Below are 15502 nucleotides of genomic sequence, written 5' to 3' on the forward strand. Positions count from 1 at the left end.
AGATACAGGAGAGCACACATGGCTCGCGTAAAACGTGGTGTAATTGCACGTGCACGTCACAAGAAAATTTTGAAACAAGCTAAAGGCTACTACGGTGCGCGTTCACGCGTATACCGCGTTGCCTTCCAGGCTGTTATCAAAGCAGGTCAGTACGCTTACCGTGACCGTCGTCAGCGTAAGCGTCAGTTCCGTCAACTGTGGATTGCGCGTATCAACGCAGCAGCACGTCAGAACGGTATTTCTTACAGCAAATTCATCAATGGCCTGAAAAAAGCCTCTGTTGAAATCGACCGTAAGATCCTGGCTGACATCGCAGTATTCGACAAAGTAGCGTTCACCGCTCTGGTCGAAAAAGCGAAAGCAGCACTGGCATAAGCCAGTTGAGAGAGGGGGCTTTGCCTCCTCTTTTCATTTAACACCATCAGAAGATTGACATTTATCCGTGCAGGCTTTTCAATAAGGTCTTAACGGTTTTTACCCTACAAGGTAACGCAAGCATGAATGCTGCTATTTTCCGCTTCTTCTTTTACTTTAGCACCTGACTTCAGGAGGCTAGCGCGTGAAAGATGAAACGAAAAACAGCGCCAGATAAGCCTCCCGATGGAGGCTTTTTTTGTGCCTGAAGTTAAGAGAATACGTCCAACAATTCGGTGTCTGCACCGACATAATGAGGAAAACCATGTCACATCTCGCAGAGCTGGTTGCCAGTGCAACGGCCGCCATTAACCAGGCCTCAGATGTTGCCGCGTTAGACAATGTCCGCGTCGAATATCTGGGCAAGAAAGGGCATTTGACCCTTCAGATGACTACCCTGCGTGAACTGCCAGCAGAGGAGCGCCCGGCAGCCGGTGCAGTGATTAACGAAGCCAAAGAGCAGGTACAGCAGGCGCTGAACGCGCGTAAAGCCGAGCTGGAAAGCGCAGTACTGAATGCGCGTCTGGCGGCAGAAACGATTGACGTTTCTCTGCCGGGTCGTCGTATCGAAAACGGCGGTCTGCATCCGGTTACCCGTACTATCGATCGTATTGAAAGTTTCTTCGGTGAGCTCGGCTTTACCGTGGCGACTGGCCCGGAAATTGAAGATGATTACCATAACTTCGATGCCCTCAACATTCCTGGCCATCATCCGGCACGTGCTGACCACGACACTTTCTGGTTTGACGCTACCCGTCTGCTGCGTACCCAGACTTCCGGCGTTCAGATCCGTACCATGAAGGAACAGGAACCGCCTATCCGCATCATCGCGCCGGGTCGCGTATACCGTAACGACTACGATCAGACCCACACCCCAATGTTCCACCAGATGGAAGGTCTGATTGTTGATAAAAACATCAGCTTCACCAACCTGAAAGGCACGCTGCACGATTTCCTGAACAACTTTTTTGAGGAAGATTTGCAGGTTCGCTTCCGTCCGTCCTACTTCCCGTTCACCGAACCGTCTGCGGAAGTTGACGTGATGGGTAAAAACGGTAAATGGCTGGAAGTGCTGGGCTGCGGCATGGTGCATCCAAACGTGCTGCGCAACGTGGGTATCGATCCAGAAGTGTATTCCGGCTTTGCGTTCGGTATGGGCATGGAGCGTCTGACCATGCTGCGCTACGGCGTAACCGATTTACGTGCGTTCTTCGAAAACGATCTGCGTTTCCTCAAACAGTTTAAATAAGGGCAGGACAGAACAATGAAATTCAGTGAACTGTGGTTACGCGAATGGGTGAACACCACGCTGGACAGCGACGCGCTTTCCAACCAGATCACCATGGCGGGTCTGGAAGTTGACGGTGTAGAGCCGGTTTCTGGCGCCTTCACCGGCGTGGTCGTGGGCGAAGTGGTTGAATGCGGTCAGCACCCTAACGCTGACAAACTGCGCGTAACAAAAGTCAATGTGGGCGGTGATCGTCTGCTGGATATCGTCTGCGGTGCGCCAAACTGCCGTCAGGGCCTGAAAGTGGCCGTGGCGACCGTCGGTGCGGTACTGCCGGGCGATTTCAAAATCAAAGCGGCTAAGCTGCGCGGTGAGCCGTCTGAAGGTATGCTGTGCTCCTTCTCCGAACTGGGTATTTCCGACGATCACTCCGGCATTATTGAACTGCCGCAGGATGCGCCAGTCGGTACCGATATCCGCGAATACCTGAAGCTTGATGACAACACCATCGAAATCAGCGTAACGCCAAACCGTGCCGACTGCTTAGGCATCATCGGTGTGGCCCGCGACGTGGCCGTGCTAAACCAGACCGAACTGAACGTGCCGGAGATCGCGCCGGTTGAGGCAACCATCAGTGACGTGCTGCCGATTCAGGTAGACGCGCCTGAGGCCTGCCCACGCTACCTCGGTCGTGTGGTGAAAGGTATTAACGTTAAAGCGCCAACCCCGCTGTGGATGAAAGAGAAACTGCGTCGCTGCGGTATCCGTTCTATCGACGCCGTGGTTGACGTCACCAACTATGTTCTGCTGGAGCTGGGCCAGCCAATGCACGCCTTTGATAAAGATCGTATCGAAGGTGGGATCGTCGTGCGCATGGCGAAAGAGGGCGAAACCCTGGTTCTGCTGGACGGCAGCGAAGCGAAACTGAACGCCGACACCCTGGTGATTGCCGATCACAACAAAGCGCTGGCGATGGGCGGTATCTTCGGCGGCGAGCACTCTGGCGTTAACGACGAGACGCAAAACGTCCTGCTGGAATGCGCGTTCTTCAGCCCGCTCTCCATCACCGGCCGCGCACGCCGTCACGGTCTGCACACTGATGCTTCTCATCGCTACGAGCGTGGCGTGGATCCTGCGCTGCAATACAAAGCGATGGAGCGTGCAACTCGCCTGCTGATCGATATCTGCGGCGGTGAAGCGGGTCCGGTAATTGATGTGACCAACGAAGCGACACTGCCGAAGCGTGCGACCATTACCCTGCGCCGCAGCAAGCTGGATCGCCTGATTGGTCACCACGTTGCCGATGCGCAGGTGACCGACATTTTGACGCGTCTGGGCTGCGAAGTCACTGAAGGTCAGGACGAGTGGAAAGCCGTTGCGCCATCCTGGCGTTTCGACATGGAGATCGAAGAAGATCTGGTGGAAGAAGTGGCCCGCGTTTACGGCTACAACAACATCCCTGACGAGCCGGTGCAGGCGGGTCTGGTGATGGGCAGCCATCGCGAGGCCGATCTGTCTCTGAAGCGTGTGAAAACCATGCTGAACGACAAAGGCTACCAGGAAGTGATCACCTACAGCTTCGTTGATCCTAAGCTGCAACAGCTGATCCACCCGGGTCAGGAAGCGCTGATCCTGCCAAGTCCGATTTCCAGCGAGATGTCAGCGATGCGTCTGTCCCTGTGGACGGGACTGCTGGGCACTATCGTTTATAACCAGAACCGTCAGCAAAACCGCGTGCGTATTTTCGAAAGCGGTTTGCGCTTTGTACCGGATACTCAGGCGAATTTAGGCATCCGTCAGGATCTCATGCTGGCCGGCGCCATCAGCGGTAACCGCTATGAAGAGCATTGGGACCTGGCAAAAGGGACGGTTGATTTCTACGATATGAAGGGCGATCTGGAAGCAATTCTCGATCTGACCGGTAAATTATCCGAAATTGAATTCCGCGCAGAAGCGATTCCAGCCCTGCATCCGGGTCAGAGTGCGGCGATCTATTTAGACGGCAAACGTGTTGGTTTCATTGGGGTTGTTCACCCGGAACTGGAACGTAAGCTGGATCTGAATGGCCGTACCATCGTATTCGAACTGGAGTGGAACCCGGTTGCAGACCGCGTCATTCCTCAGGCGCAGGACGTCTCACGCTTCCCGGCAAACCGCCGTGATATCGCGGTTGTGGTCGCTGAAAATATGCCCGCAGCAGATATTTTGGCCGAATGTAAGAAAGTTGGCGTAAATCAGGTAGTTGGCGTAAACTTATTTGACGTGTACCGCGGCAAGGGCGTAGCAGAAGGTTTCAAGAGCCTCGCTATTAGCCTTATCCTTCAGGATACCAGCCGTACACTCGAAGAAGAGGAGATTGCCGCTACCGTCGCCAAATGTGTAGAGGCATTAAAAGAGCGATTCCAGGCATCATTGAGGGATTGAACCTATGGCGCTTACAAAAGCTGAAATGTCAGAATATCTGTTTGATAAGCTTGGGCTTAGCAAACGGGATGCCAAAGAGCTGGTAGAGCTGTTTTTCGAAGAGATCCGTCGTGCTCTGGAAAATGGTGAGCAGGTTAAACTCTCCGGCTTTGGCAATTTTGATTTGCGAGACAAAAACCAACGTCCGGGCCGTAACCCGAAGACGGGGGAAGATATTCCCATTACAGCCCGCCGCGTGGTGACCTTCAGACCCGGACAGAAGTTAAAAAGCCGTGTCGAAAACGCAACGCCCAAAGCAGAGTAATATGAACTAACTAAAAAGGCCGCTCACGCGGCCTTTTTTCTTTGCGCTATTTGCTAAACCCGCCGTAAAATCAATGATATCTCAACCGGATAACCTATCGTCTATGCTTGATCTTGCCCGTCTTCAGCACCGCTCCGATCTCCGCCGCCTGTGTCTGCTCGGGGTGCTGTTGATTGTCTCCACCACCGTCAGCCTGTGCGCGGGCGATCGGTGGCTGGGGCCGGAAAGCTGGTTTACGCCTGAAGGGCAGCTCTTTGTCTGGCAGATCCGCCTGCCGCGGACGCTGGCTGTCCTTTTAGTCGGCGCTGCGCTGGCGCTGTGCGGTACGATCATGCAGGCATTATTTGAAAACCCTCTGGCGGAACCCGGGCTTCTCGGGGTCTCGAATGGTGCAGGCGTCGGGCTTATCGCCGCCGTGATGTTGGGGGGAGGCGAGCTCTCCGGCTGGGGGATTAGCCTCAGCGCCATCCTTGGCGCGCTGTTGATAACCCTTATCCTTCTGCGCTTTGCTCGTCGCCATTTATCCACCAGCCGGCTGCTACTTGCCGGGGTAGCGTTGGGGATCATCTGTAGTGCGCTGATGACCTGGGCCGTCTACTTTTCTACCTCCTTCGATCTGCGCCAGTTAATGTACTGGATGATGGGGGGATTTGGGGGTGTTGACTGGCGTCAGGGGTGGCTGATGGTGCTCCTGATCCCGGTTATCCTGTGGATGGTGTTCCAGGCGCAGCCGCTGAATATTCTCGCGCTGGGCGAAACGTCTGCTCGCCAGCTCGGGATGCCGATTGGATTCTGGCGCAACGTGCTGGTTATCGCCATCGGCTGGATGGTGGGCGTAAGCGTGGCGCTTGCGGGGGCGATTGGCTTTATTGGGCTGGTGATCCCGCATATGCTGCGTCTGTGCGGCATGACGGACCACCGAACCCTGCTCCCGGCCTCGGCGGTTGCCGGGGCGGCAACGCTGCTGGTTGCCGATATCATCGCCCGACTCGCCCTGACGGCCGCTGAGTTGCCCATAGGCGTGGTGACCGCAACGCTGGGCGCGCCGGTCTTTATCTGGCTACTATTAAAAGCTGGACGTTAAAACACAACCTGTAAGTCAACCTGAGGGAATGCTATGCAGTCTGATATTCTGAATACCGAAGTGACGACCATTGACGGCGAGAAAACCACGCTGGTAGGCTACAAGGGCAAGGTGCTGCTCATCGTGAACGTGGCGTCAAAATGTGGCCTTACGCCGCAGTATGAACAGCTGGAAAACATTCATAAAGCCTGGGAAAAAGACGGCTTTACCGTACTCGGCTTCCCGTGCAACCAGTTCCTGGGCCAGGAGCCGGGCAGCGAAGAGGAAATTAAGACCTTTTGCAGCACAACCTATGGCGTGACGTTCCCGATGTTCAGCAAAATTGACGTGAACGGGGAAAATCGTCATCCGCTGTATGCCAAACTGGTGGCCGCGGCGCCGACCGCCGTTGCGCCTGAAGAGAGTGGTTTCTATGAGCGTATGGCGAGTAAAGGCCGCGCGCCGCTCTATCCGGACGATATTCTGTGGAACTTCGAAAAATTCCTGATTGGACGTGACGGTCAGGTCGTGCAGCGTTTTTCGCCTGACATGACGCCGGAAGATCCTATCGTGATGGAATCAATCAAGCTGGCGCTGGCGAAATAATGACGCTGCTGATGCAGCTCACGGACGTTGCCGGGAAGGGACGTCTTGAGCCTGTGACTGCCGCAGTCAACGCAGGTGAAATCCTTCACCTGGTTGGGCCAAACGGCGCCGGAAAAAGCACGCTGCTGGCGCGTATGGCGGGGCTGACCACCGGGGAAGGAGAGATAACCTTTCTCGGGCAATCGCTCGTCGACTGGCTACCCGCTACACTTGCCTCCCGTCGAGGCTACCTGGTTCAGCAGCAGGTTCCGCCCTTTGCGATGCCCGTCTGGCACTACCTGACGCTGCATCTGTCTGATAAAAATCAGGTGGGCTTGCTCAACGAGGTTGCTGCGGCGCTCGGGTTAGACGATAAGCTCACCCGGCAGGCAAATCAGCTTTCCGGCGGCGAGTGGCAGCGCGTGCGTCTGGCCGCCGTTATCCTTCAGATCCATCCGGCGGGAAATCCTCACGGGCGGATGCTGCTGCTGGACGAGCCGATGAGCGGGCTGGACGTTGCCCAACAGGCAGCGCTGGATACCCTGCTCAGCGCGCTATGTCGCAAGGGGATCGCCATTGTGATGAGCAGCCATGATTTAAACCATACGTTGCGCCACGCGCATCGGGTGTGGTTGCTGGCGCGTGGCAAACTGATTGCCAGCGGAACGCGCGACAACGTGCTGACGGCCGCCAATCTTGCGAGCGCTTACCACATGTCGTTCCGGAGGCTGGATATTGAAGGCCACAAGATGCTCATTTCCACGGCGCAGGAATAACCTTTCTTGCACAGTCGCATAGATGCACGCTAAATTACCGAAAGAAAAAAAAAGCAGAGGATTCGTCTGAAATGCGATTCTGGTTTCTCCTTGTTGCGGCGCTATTTCTTGCAGGATGCAGCAGCCATCATGCACCTCCGCCCAACCCACGGCTTTCCGATTCCATTACGGTCATTGCCAGCCTGAACGATCAGCTCAGCAACTGGCGCGGCACCCCTTATCGCTACGGCGGCATGAGCCGGGGCGGGGTGGATTGCTCAGGATTCGTGCTGATGACCTTCCGCGATAAATTTGACCTCCAGCTTCCGCGAGAAACGCGTATGCAGGCGAAAATCGGTACTGAAATTGATAAAGACGAACTCCTGCCCGGCGATCTGGTCTTTTTTAAAACGGGCTCCGGTGAAAGCGGCCTTCATGTCGGCATTTATGACACCGATAATCAGTTCATTCATGCCTCGACCAGCCGTGGCGTGATGCGCTCCTCTCTGGATAATGTTTACTGGCGTAAAAACTTCTGGCAGGCCAGACGTATTTAACCGCTGCATAAAAATGCAGTGCGGAGGGCCTGGCGGTGAAAATAGACGTCAGGCTTTTCTTGCGGGTTGATTAAAGTTAAATTTTTTGCCCAATTATTTATGTCCGCATGTGCCTGTTTTATCTAAAACTGGCTATTATTCAATAACCAGGATAAAATTAATTAAGATTCAGGGAAAAATCTGAAAATTAATACGGAAAGAATGAAATTAATCTTATTAAAATCAAGACAGTGGAATTGTGCCTGCAATTGCTCCAGGATGTTCTCTCTCATCTTTAATGCAGGACAAGCGCGATGATTATTACGCTAGATAATGCTTACCAGTCTGAACTTTTACTCCTTCCGGCGCGTGATAGTGCAGGTTTGCTTAAAGGTTTAGAGATTTTGGTTAACTTTACTGGCGTGGGTGCGGACGTACGGATCCCGACTGAACTGGTTATCCCCCATCTTTCTCAGGAAGATGAATTAGCGCTGTTTCAGGAGAAACTACAATTACTCGATACCTGTAAGCTATTTTTTATTCAGCATCAGTTAATTGCATGGATCAATATTACACCTGCAATTGTTGAGTTTTTATTAACTAATGAGAACGCTGTTTCAATCCTTGAACGATATCCGTTTCTTGAGTTTACTGTTAATGAGAACTATCCAGGTTTAAATAACGGGAAAGACGATCCCTGTCTGGCAAGAATGGCGATCCATTTCCCCTTAGTGCTGGCTAACTTCGGTGCAGGGGCTGCGTCCCTTAAGCCGGTTTATGATGGTCTGTTCAAACGGGTGGTTCTGGATAAAAACTTTATCCAGCAGCGTGTCTCGGCACTCTCGTTTGAGCCTTTTATGCGCGCTATTCTCTGGCAGATCGCGCCGCACTGTCAGTCGGTCATGGTCTCGGGAATTGACGATCACGGCATCTTACAACGCGTGCTGCCATTCAATTTTGGTGCAATGCAGGGAAGCCTGTGGCCTGCCGTCCCGGCAGAGCGGGTCACGACTCTCGTACAGCAATAACCCCTTTCTTCGCCCGTGTTTACGTCCAGGGAAACCCTCTACACTTAAAGCAGGAGGACTTATGACCCTGTCTTTTACTGCTCACTGGCACGATGAATTACCCGGCTTTTACACCGCGCTTAAGCCAACGCCTTTACAAAACGCGCGTCTTATCTGGCATAACGATGCATTAGCGGATTCGCTTGGCATCCCTTCGACGCTTTTTCAGCCAGAAAAAGGCGCCGGCGTCTGGGGCGGCGAAACGCTGCTTCCGGGCATGAAGCCGCTGGCTCAGGTCTACAGCGGACATCAGTTTGGCGTCTGGGCGGGACAACTCGGCGATGGCCGCGGTATCCTGCTGGGTGAACAAGTTCTGCCGAATGGCGAAACGCTCGACTGGCACCTGAAAGGGGCAGGGCTAACCCCATACTCACGCATGGGAGATGGCCGCGCGGTGCTGCGTTCAACCATACGTGAAGGTCTGGCTTCCGAGGCGATGCACGCTCTGGGGATCCCTACCTCACGTGCGCTGTCCATTGTCACCAGCGACACGCCGGTGGCCCGCGAAACGATGGAGCAGGGAGCGATGCTGGTCCGCGTGGCGGAAAGCCATCTGCGTTTCGGTCATTTTGAACACTTCTACTATCGCCGCGAGCCGGATAAAGTCCGCCAGCTTGCCGATTACGCTCTTCGTCGTCACTGGCCGCACCTGCAAAACGAGCCGGACCGCTATGTTCTCTGGTTCCGTGATATTGTTGGGCGCACCGCCGCAATGATTGCCCGCTGGCAGGCCGTCGGCTTTGCCCACGGGGTGATGAACACCGACAACATGTCCCTGTTAGGGCTGACGTTTGACTACGGTCCGTACGGCTTCCTTGATGACTATCAGCCGGGTTACATCTGTAACCATTCGGACTATCAGGGGCGTTACCGTTTCGACAACCAGCCTGCGGTGGGGCTGTGGAACCTTCAGCGGCTTGCACAAAGCCTGTCGCCGTTTATCGACGTCAATGCCCTGAACGATGCGCTGGACAGCTATCAGGAGGTCCTGCTGCGGGAATACGGTGTGTTAATGCGCACCAGGCTGGGGCTGATGACGCAGGAAAAAGGCGATAACGCGCTGCTGAATGGGCTGTTTGCCATCATGGCGCGTGAAGGCAGCGACTATACCCGAACCTTCCGTATGCTGAGCCAGACCGCGCAGCAGAGCGCCGCGTCACCGCTGCGCGACGAGTTCGTCGATCGACAGGCGTTTGATGACTGGTTTGCCGCTTACCGGGCGCGTTTACAGCAGGAACAAATTGATGACGATACCCGCCAGGCGCGGATGAAGGCGGTTAACCCGGCGATGGTATTGCGCAACTGGCTGGCGCAGCGGGCCATTGAGCAGGCAGAGCAGGGGGACTATACCGAGCTGCATCGGCTACATATCGCCCTGCGCACGCCGTTTGCCGACCGGGAGGATGACTATGTCAGCCGCCCGCCGGACTGGGGCAAGCGGCTGGAAGTGAGCTGCTCAAGCTAAGGGGCGAGAAAAACCTGCGGCGCGGCGTGCGCCGGATGTCTGCCGACGTGCACCTGCGCACCGTACCAGCGTGCCAGCGCGTCGGCCTGCAAAACCTTCTCCGGTATGCCCTGAGAAACAATCCTGCCGTTGTGTAACAGCAGGATCCGGTCCGACCATAATGCGGCAAGATTGAGATCGTGCAGCACCACGCAGGCGTGAAGATGGCCCTGACGGGTCAGCGATTTCAACAGGCGCAGCAGATGCTGCTGGTGGTAGAGATCCAGCGCGGAAGTGGGTTCGTCGAGAAACAGCCAGCCGCGTGGCGTTCCGTCACGCCACAGCTGCGCCAGCGCGCGGGCGAGCTGGACGCGCTGTTGCTCGCCCCCCGAGAGGGCATGATAGCGCCTGCCGGCCAGCGGCAGGCAACCGGTCAGCTGCAACACCTCACGCACAATTGACGGTTCCGGGTGACGCGTCCAGGGCGCACGCCCCATTCCAACGATCTCCTCCACCTGCCAGTCAAATTCAGGCTGAGATTGCTGGCGCATCACCGCCCGATAGCGCGACAGCACCTGCGGATGCCATTCATCCAGCGCTTTTCCCGCCAGCGAACAGCCTCCGCTGTCGGGTTTCAGATAGCCGGTCAGCAGCCGCAGCAGCGTGGATTTCCCCGCGCCGTTGGGGCCGATCAATGTAACCAGCTCTCCCTGCGACAGTGACACCGAAACGTTATCTGTCAGCGTGCGGCCAGACCGGGTAAAAGTCAGATTTTCAGCCGTATAACGTTCAGCCATGCTGTTCTCCACGACGAAAAATGAGCCATAAGAACCAGGGAGCGCCAAGGATACTGGTGAGCAGGCCGACCGGCATTTCTGCCGGGGCGACCAGGGTGCGCGCGACCGTATCCGCCACCAGCAGCAGTAACGCGCCCGCGAGTACCGTGCCGGGGAGGGTTGCCCGGTGATCGGCGCCCAACCACATGCGCATCAGGTGCGGCACCACGAGTCCGACAAAGCCAATCACGCCGCTGACGGCGACAGCCGCAGCGACCAGCAGGGCGCTGCATAACAGTAATATTCGCTGTACAAGGGCAACGTCCACGCCAAGGTAATGCGCTTCCTCTTCACCCAGTTGCAGTAAATTTAACGCACTGGCACAGCGCCAGATCGCCAGAGCGGCAGGCACCATCAGCGAGGTCACGGCGAGCAGCGTGGACCACTGCGCCTGACCAAGACTTCCCATTCCCCAGAGTGAAAGCTGACGCAGCTGGGCGTCATTGCTGACCCACGAAAGCACACCCACTGCCGCACCGCACAGGGCATTGATGGCGATACCCACCAGCAACAGACGTGACAGAGAGGTGTCATGCTGCTTGCTGAGCAGGAAGATCACGCCTGTGGCTGCCAGCGCCCCAAGAAATGCCGCCAGCATAGGGGCGTAGAGCATCACCAGCGCGGGCAGCGCGAGCGGGAGCACCACCCACAGGGCGACGGCCAGCGCCGCACCGCTGCTGATCCCGAGCAGGCCCGGGTCGGCAAGCGGATTGCGGAACAGCCCCTGCATGACGCAGCCGGCGAGCGCCAGCGACCCGCCAATCACCAGCGCCAGCAGCACGCGGGGCAGACGGATGGTGAGCCAGATCTGGCGTAGCGTCTCATCGCTGCCGCTCCAGAGCACGTTCACCGGCAGGCGTAACGCCCCAAAACCGGTAGCCATGATCGTCATGACGGTAAGCGACCCCGCCAGAAGCCATAACGATAATGTGATGCGCCGGGACATCAGGGCAGTTGCTCCGCTCTGGCACGCAGCTGTTGTATGGCTTTCGGCGTGCGGACGCTGAAGCCCAGCAGGGCCATGTCATCAATAGCCAGCACCTGCTTGCTTCGTCCCGCTGGCGTTTGCGCCAGACCGGGCAGTTTCCACAGATTTTCTTCGCCGCCCAGCGCGTTAAGGCCCTCCTGCGAAATCACCACCAGATCCGGCTGGCTGGCCATCACCCCCTCCTGGGAAAGCGGCTGATAGCGGGTAAAGCCCTGCATGGCGTTCTGCAACCCGGCGGCGCGTATTGCCGCATCCGCGCCGGTCTGTTGCCCGGCCGCCATTGCGGTCATTCCGCCGTGGCTGAGGATAAACAGCACCCGCTTGTTGAGCGGTATTGAGGGCAGTGCCGCCAGCGCCTGACGCAGCGAGCTGCGCAGGGTTTCCCCTTGCGCCTCATGATGCGTCGCCTGAGCTATCACCCTCACTTTTTCGTCAATCGCGCGCAGGTCAGGCGTGCCGGGAACGGTAACCACGCGGACGTGGCTCTGTTCAACCTGCTTCAGCGCCAGAGAGGGCTGCGCCTGGTCGCTTGCCAGCACCAGCGTCGGGCGTACGGACAAAATCCCCTCCGCATTCAGCTGGCGAAGATACCCCACGTCAGGCAGCGCGTTTGTCGCCTGCGGCCACTGGCTGGTACTGTCGCGCGCAACCAGAGAAGACTCCGCGCCGAGGGCGTAGACGATCTCCGTCACGTCGCCGCCGAGGGCGACAATTCTCTCCGGCGCGGCGACGGCGACCAGCGGCAGGGCGCAGAGCAGGGCAAACCAGTTTTTCATGCGGCCAGCCCTTCTGGCGTCAGGGCGTCAATCTGGCGACGCCACTGGCTCTGCTCAGGCTCGCCTTCGGTACGCTGCCCATAGAGCTGGGCGATTTGGGTGCCATCCGCCGCAAACAGCTCCAGGCTGGTGACGTGACCGTCCGCCGTCGGCTTGCGCGTTACCCACGTCTCCGCGACGGCCTCCTCCAGCAGGTGCAGGGTAAAGGTTGGGTTGAAGATGTTCAGCCAGCCTTTCATGGGCGTCAGTTTTTCCACCACACCGGTGAAAATCTGCACGCAGCCGCGGTTGCCGACGAAGATCATGATTTCGTTTCTGTCCTGTCGCGCCGTCTCCAGCAGCTGTGCCAGCGCGCTGTTATCCACCTTACAGGCCAGATCGTCACTCACCAGACGAAACGCCTGCTGGCGGCTCAGGTTATGGCGCTTCAGTAAGCTAAAGAACTGATGCACGTCGGTCATGGCGCGCCACTCTTTCTCCACCGAGCCTGCATCAGCACCGTCGGAATGCGCAGGGGCCTCGACAGCCTTTAGCGCCAGAGCGGGGTTATCGGCAATGATAAAACGGGTCAGCACGTCGCCCCAGGCGGCAACGTCGGTGTGATCCGTGGTGTAGACCTTAAGTAAAGCGTCGCCCTGATGATCGAAGAACTGAATGCTCTGACGTTCGCCGCGGGAGGTCGTTTCACTTATGTGAAACGCGCTCGCCCACTGGTTGAGGAACAAACGCAAATCCAGCGCACGCGGATTTAGCACCAGCCCGGCGTGGCCGCCGAGGTGCTGGTTAGTAAACGCTCCGATCTGTTCATGAACGGCGTATTCGTTACGGCAGATGCATTTGGTTTCCCCCACCGACTCCAGCGCCGCCAGAATCTCACGGATTTCACCGCGCAGCCGCCAGGCGTCGTGTCCAACACGCGCAAATGCCAGCTCTGCTTCGCTGATGTGCATTAATCCGGCGATATCACGGGCGTACTTACCCGGATGTTCTTCTTTAAGCTCAAGCCAGCGTGTGTAGTGACCCATAATCTTATCCTTCTGAATCGTTGCCCCGAAGGGAATTACCATTGATAACTGACGAAGATCTTGCCGTTGCGGCCATCCTGCGGGATGCCCTGCGGTGACCAGTAGGCTTTGTCGAAGGCGTTCCCCAGCACGAGGGTGGTGGTGATGCCTTTGAACTGCTGCTGACCTTTATAGCTGACGTAGAAATCATTCACTGCGTAGCCAGGCTGCTCGCTGTAGCTGCTGCTGATGTGCGTTGAACGTTCGACGAAGGTGCCGATCCAGCCCACGGAGAATCCGCTTTGCGCCACCGGGATATCCAGCTTGCTGGTGACGGTGTCCGGGTTGATGCTGGAGATGTATTCGCCCGTGTCGGTATCTTTCCCGCGCGTGCGGTTGTAGGCCACGTCCAGGTTGAACAGGCTGGTCGCGTAGGTCGCCATCATGTCCCAGCCCCAGATTTTGGCATTTGGTACGTTATAGGACGTGGTGGTGGCCGCCGCAAAATCGACGGTAGTGGAGATGTAATCTTTCGCTTTGGTGTCGAAGTAGCTGGCTTTGAACTCCAGCGCGTCGTTGGCGAGCAGCAGGTCGTCAAAACGTAGCCCAAAACCGAACTCCTGGGTTTCGTTAGTTTCCGGACGCAGGTTCGGGTTCGGCACCCAGTAGTTGGTGTAGAAGCTGCCGATAGAGAAGTGCTTCGAGTCGTTATACATCTCGCCCATCGTTGGCGCGCGGAAGGCCTGGGCGTAAGAGCCGAACAGCATCAGCCAGTCGGCTGGACTCACGGTTAACCCGGCGCGTGATGACCACTTATCCGCATCCACGTCATCGTAACCGCTGCTGCTGCCGCGGTAGTTGTCGTAACGCGTCCCGCCGAGAAGCGTTACCGGCAGGTCGCGCAGAGTAATCTCATCCTGCAACCAGCCGGAGCTGAAGTCGATTTTAGCGTCCGGGAAGCCGGTGGTCGCGCCGCCAGGGTGTTGCTCCTGACGATAGTATTCTCCGCCGTAGGTCAGCAGGTGCGAGGCGAAGGAGTCGCTGAACAGGCGGGTGCGGTTTTCGACTTTGCCGCCTTTGGTGGTCTGCTTACGGAACTCGCCGCTGGCGTCGATGTTCTGGGCGTTGATCCGCGCTTCGGACCAGTAAATTTTCGCATCGGCGTTGAGCCAGTTGTTTCCGGCTGGCGCAATGCGGTAGCCAAGCTGGGCATCGCGCTGAATGGTGGAACGATCGGTCATCGGGTTACTGCTGCTGGCATCCGTGGTCTGCGGATTTTTCGGCTCCTGCGCGTCGTTATTGTAGTAGCGCAGAGAGCCGCTCAGCGTCTGCGCCGGATCGATTTTCCAACTGCCTTTCGCCAGCATATTGTTGATGGATTCGTCGTTTGGCGCCCTCGCGCCGTCACTCTGGCGAATGTCGCCGCGATCGCGGCTGGACCAGGAGACCACACCGTCCAGGGTATCGGTGCGGCCATAGGCGCTGGCGCCCATCCCGATGCTGTGATCGCCCGTTGCACCGGTAGCAAATACGCGATAGCCGCTGTTTTTACCTGCATCCAGCAGATCGCTGGCGTCGACGGTGTCATACGAAATTACGCCGCCCAGCGCGCCGCTGCCGTACAGCAAGGCGGAAGGGCCGCGCACCACTTCGATACGTTTGATCAGCGCCGGATCGAGGAACGTGCTGTTCAGGTGTCCGGTATCGGTGCCCTGGCGCACGCCATCCACCAGCACCAGCACGCCACGGCGGTCATAGCCACGGAGGTTAACGTCCTGACCGTTGGTGCGCCCGGTGCCGTCCAGCGTCAGACCGGGCACCTTGCGCAGCAGGTCGGCAGCGGAGCTGGCGGTCTGGTTTTCCGGCGCGGTGGCGTCAATCACGCTCACCATCATGGGGGCTTCAAAGGCGCTGCGGGCATTGCCGGTGGCGGTGACGGTGATCTCGTCTGCAGCGGCAAACGTAACGCCCGGCAGGGTGCTGACAATCGCCAGCGCCAGAAGAGACGGGCGTAAAGACGCGGATTGCAGGTGTGGCATAGCAACTCTCCATAAGAATTGAAAAGCGCTGGCTGCCTG

At 57.2% G+C, this 15502-nt stretch carries 16 protein-coding genes and 1 other annotated feature; of the genes, 11 read left to right on the top strand and 5 right to left on the bottom strand.

Annotated elements, in window-relative coordinates; all coding sequences use genetic code 11:
- The first annotated feature begins 18 nt into the window (after window positions 1–18).
- From rplT to selO, 11 genes are all read left to right on the top strand, one after another.
- Complete coding sequence (rplT, locus tag BFV63_RS09190; RefSeq protein WP_000124850.1) at window positions 19–375, top strand: 50S ribosomal protein L20; 357 nt, start codon at window positions 19–21, stop codon at window positions 373–375.
- A 117-nt stretch (window positions 376–492) separates the two neighbouring features.
- Window positions 493–617: a sequence feature (Phe leader region), on the top strand.
- Entirely contained in the window at window positions 498–542 is a 45-nt protein-coding gene (gene pheM / locus BFV63_RS23015; protein WP_001386830.1) for a pheST operon leader peptide PheM, read from the top strand. (Overlaps the previous feature by 45 nt.)
- Window positions 618–679: 62 nt before the next feature.
- Window positions 680–1663 carry a phenylalanine--tRNA ligase subunit alpha gene (gene pheS / locus BFV63_RS09195; RefSeq protein WP_003857809.1) on the top strand — a complete coding sequence of 328 codons (984 nt, stop codon included), beginning with the start codon at window positions 680–682 and terminating at the stop codon, window positions 1661–1663.
- A gap of 15 nt (window positions 1664–1678) precedes the next feature.
- Window positions 1679–4066 carry a phenylalanine--tRNA ligase subunit beta gene (gene pheT, locus BFV63_RS09200; RefSeq protein WP_048240945.1) on the top strand — a complete coding sequence of 796 codons (2388 nt, stop codon included), beginning with the start codon at window positions 1679–1681 and terminating at the stop codon, window positions 4064–4066.
- A gap of 4 nt (window positions 4067–4070) precedes the next feature.
- Window positions 4071–4370, top strand: coding sequence for an integration host factor subunit alpha (ihfA, locus tag BFV63_RS09205; protein ID WP_003857805.1), 300 nt, complete (start codon window positions 4071–4073; stop codon window positions 4368–4370).
- Between the two features lie 103 nt (window positions 4371–4473).
- The gene (gene btuC / locus BFV63_RS09210) at window positions 4474–5454 is read left to right on the top strand and encodes a vitamin B12 ABC transporter permease BtuC (protein WP_048240944.1); all 981 of its coding nucleotides are present in this window, start codon (window positions 4474–4476) and stop codon (window positions 5452–5454) included.
- Between the two features lie 33 nt (window positions 5455–5487).
- Complete coding sequence (locus tag BFV63_RS09215) at window positions 5488–6039, top strand: glutathione peroxidase (RefSeq protein ID WP_003857800.1); 552 nt, start codon at window positions 5488–5490, stop codon at window positions 6037–6039.
- Window positions 6039–6794 carry a vitamin B12 ABC transporter ATP-binding protein BtuD gene (gene btuD / locus BFV63_RS09220; protein ID WP_045336628.1) on the top strand — a complete coding sequence of 252 codons (756 nt, stop codon included), beginning with the start codon at window positions 6039–6041 and terminating at the stop codon, window positions 6792–6794. The genes BFV63_RS09215 and btuD overlap by 1 nt, the downstream gene beginning before the upstream one ends.
- A 71-nt stretch (window positions 6795–6865) precedes the next feature.
- The gene (locus BFV63_RS09225; RefSeq protein WP_003857796.1) at window positions 6866–7330 is read left to right on the top strand and encodes an NlpC/P60 family protein; all 465 of its coding nucleotides are present in this window, start codon (window positions 6866–6868) and stop codon (window positions 7328–7330) included.
- 293 nt (window positions 7331–7623) lie between these two features.
- A complete protein-coding gene (locus BFV63_RS09230) occupies window positions 7624–8337 on the top strand; it encodes an EAL domain-containing protein (protein ID WP_003857794.1) in 714 nt (237 codons plus the stop codon).
- 61 nt (window positions 8338–8398) lie between these two features.
- Window positions 8399–9841: a protein adenylyltransferase SelO gene (selO, locus tag BFV63_RS09235; RefSeq protein ID WP_048240942.1), complete on the top strand. Its 1443-nt coding sequence runs from the start codon at window positions 8399–8401 to the stop codon at window positions 9839–9841.
- Here selO and BFV63_RS09240 read toward each other — a convergent pair.
- From BFV63_RS09240 to BFV63_RS09260, 5 genes are read right to left on the bottom strand one after another with little or no spacing between them, the layout of a single operon-like run.
- A complete protein-coding gene (locus tag BFV63_RS09240) occupies window positions 9838–10617 on the bottom strand; it encodes a heme ABC transporter ATP-binding protein (RefSeq protein WP_032658174.1) in 780 nt (259 codons plus the stop codon). The genes selO and BFV63_RS09240 overlap by 4 nt on opposite strands.
- On the bottom strand, window positions 10610–11602 hold the full coding sequence (locus tag BFV63_RS09245; protein WP_039268858.1) for a FecCD family ABC transporter permease: 993 nt from the start codon (window positions 11600–11602) through the stop codon (window positions 10610–10612). The genes BFV63_RS09240 and BFV63_RS09245 overlap by 8 nt, the downstream gene beginning before the upstream one ends.
- Window positions 11602–12420, bottom strand: a complete 819-nt coding sequence (locus BFV63_RS09250; protein ID WP_022650910.1) for a heme/hemin ABC transporter substrate-binding protein — start codon at window positions 12418–12420, stop codon at window positions 11602–11604. Before BFV63_RS09250 ends, BFV63_RS09245 begins: the two co-directional genes overlap by 1 nt.
- Window positions 12417–13445, bottom strand: coding sequence for a hematinate-forming heme oxygenase ChuS (gene chuS, locus BFV63_RS09255; protein ID WP_022650911.1), 1029 nt, complete (start codon window positions 13443–13445; stop codon window positions 12417–12419). The genes BFV63_RS09250 and chuS overlap by 4 nt, the downstream gene beginning before the upstream one ends.
- A 35-nt stretch (window positions 13446–13480) precedes the next feature.
- On the bottom strand, window positions 13481–15463 hold the full coding sequence (locus BFV63_RS09260) for a TonB-dependent hemoglobin/transferrin/lactoferrin family receptor (RefSeq protein ID WP_048240940.1): 1983 nt from the start codon (window positions 15461–15463) through the stop codon (window positions 13481–13483).
- Window positions 15464–15502: the final 39 nt, after the last annotated feature.

Origin of the sequence: Enterobacter hormaechei subsp. xiangfangensis, assembly GCF_001729785.1 — a bacterium.
Taxonomy (GTDB): domain Bacteria; phylum Pseudomonadota; class Gammaproteobacteria; order Enterobacterales; family Enterobacteriaceae; genus Enterobacter; species Enterobacter hormaechei_C.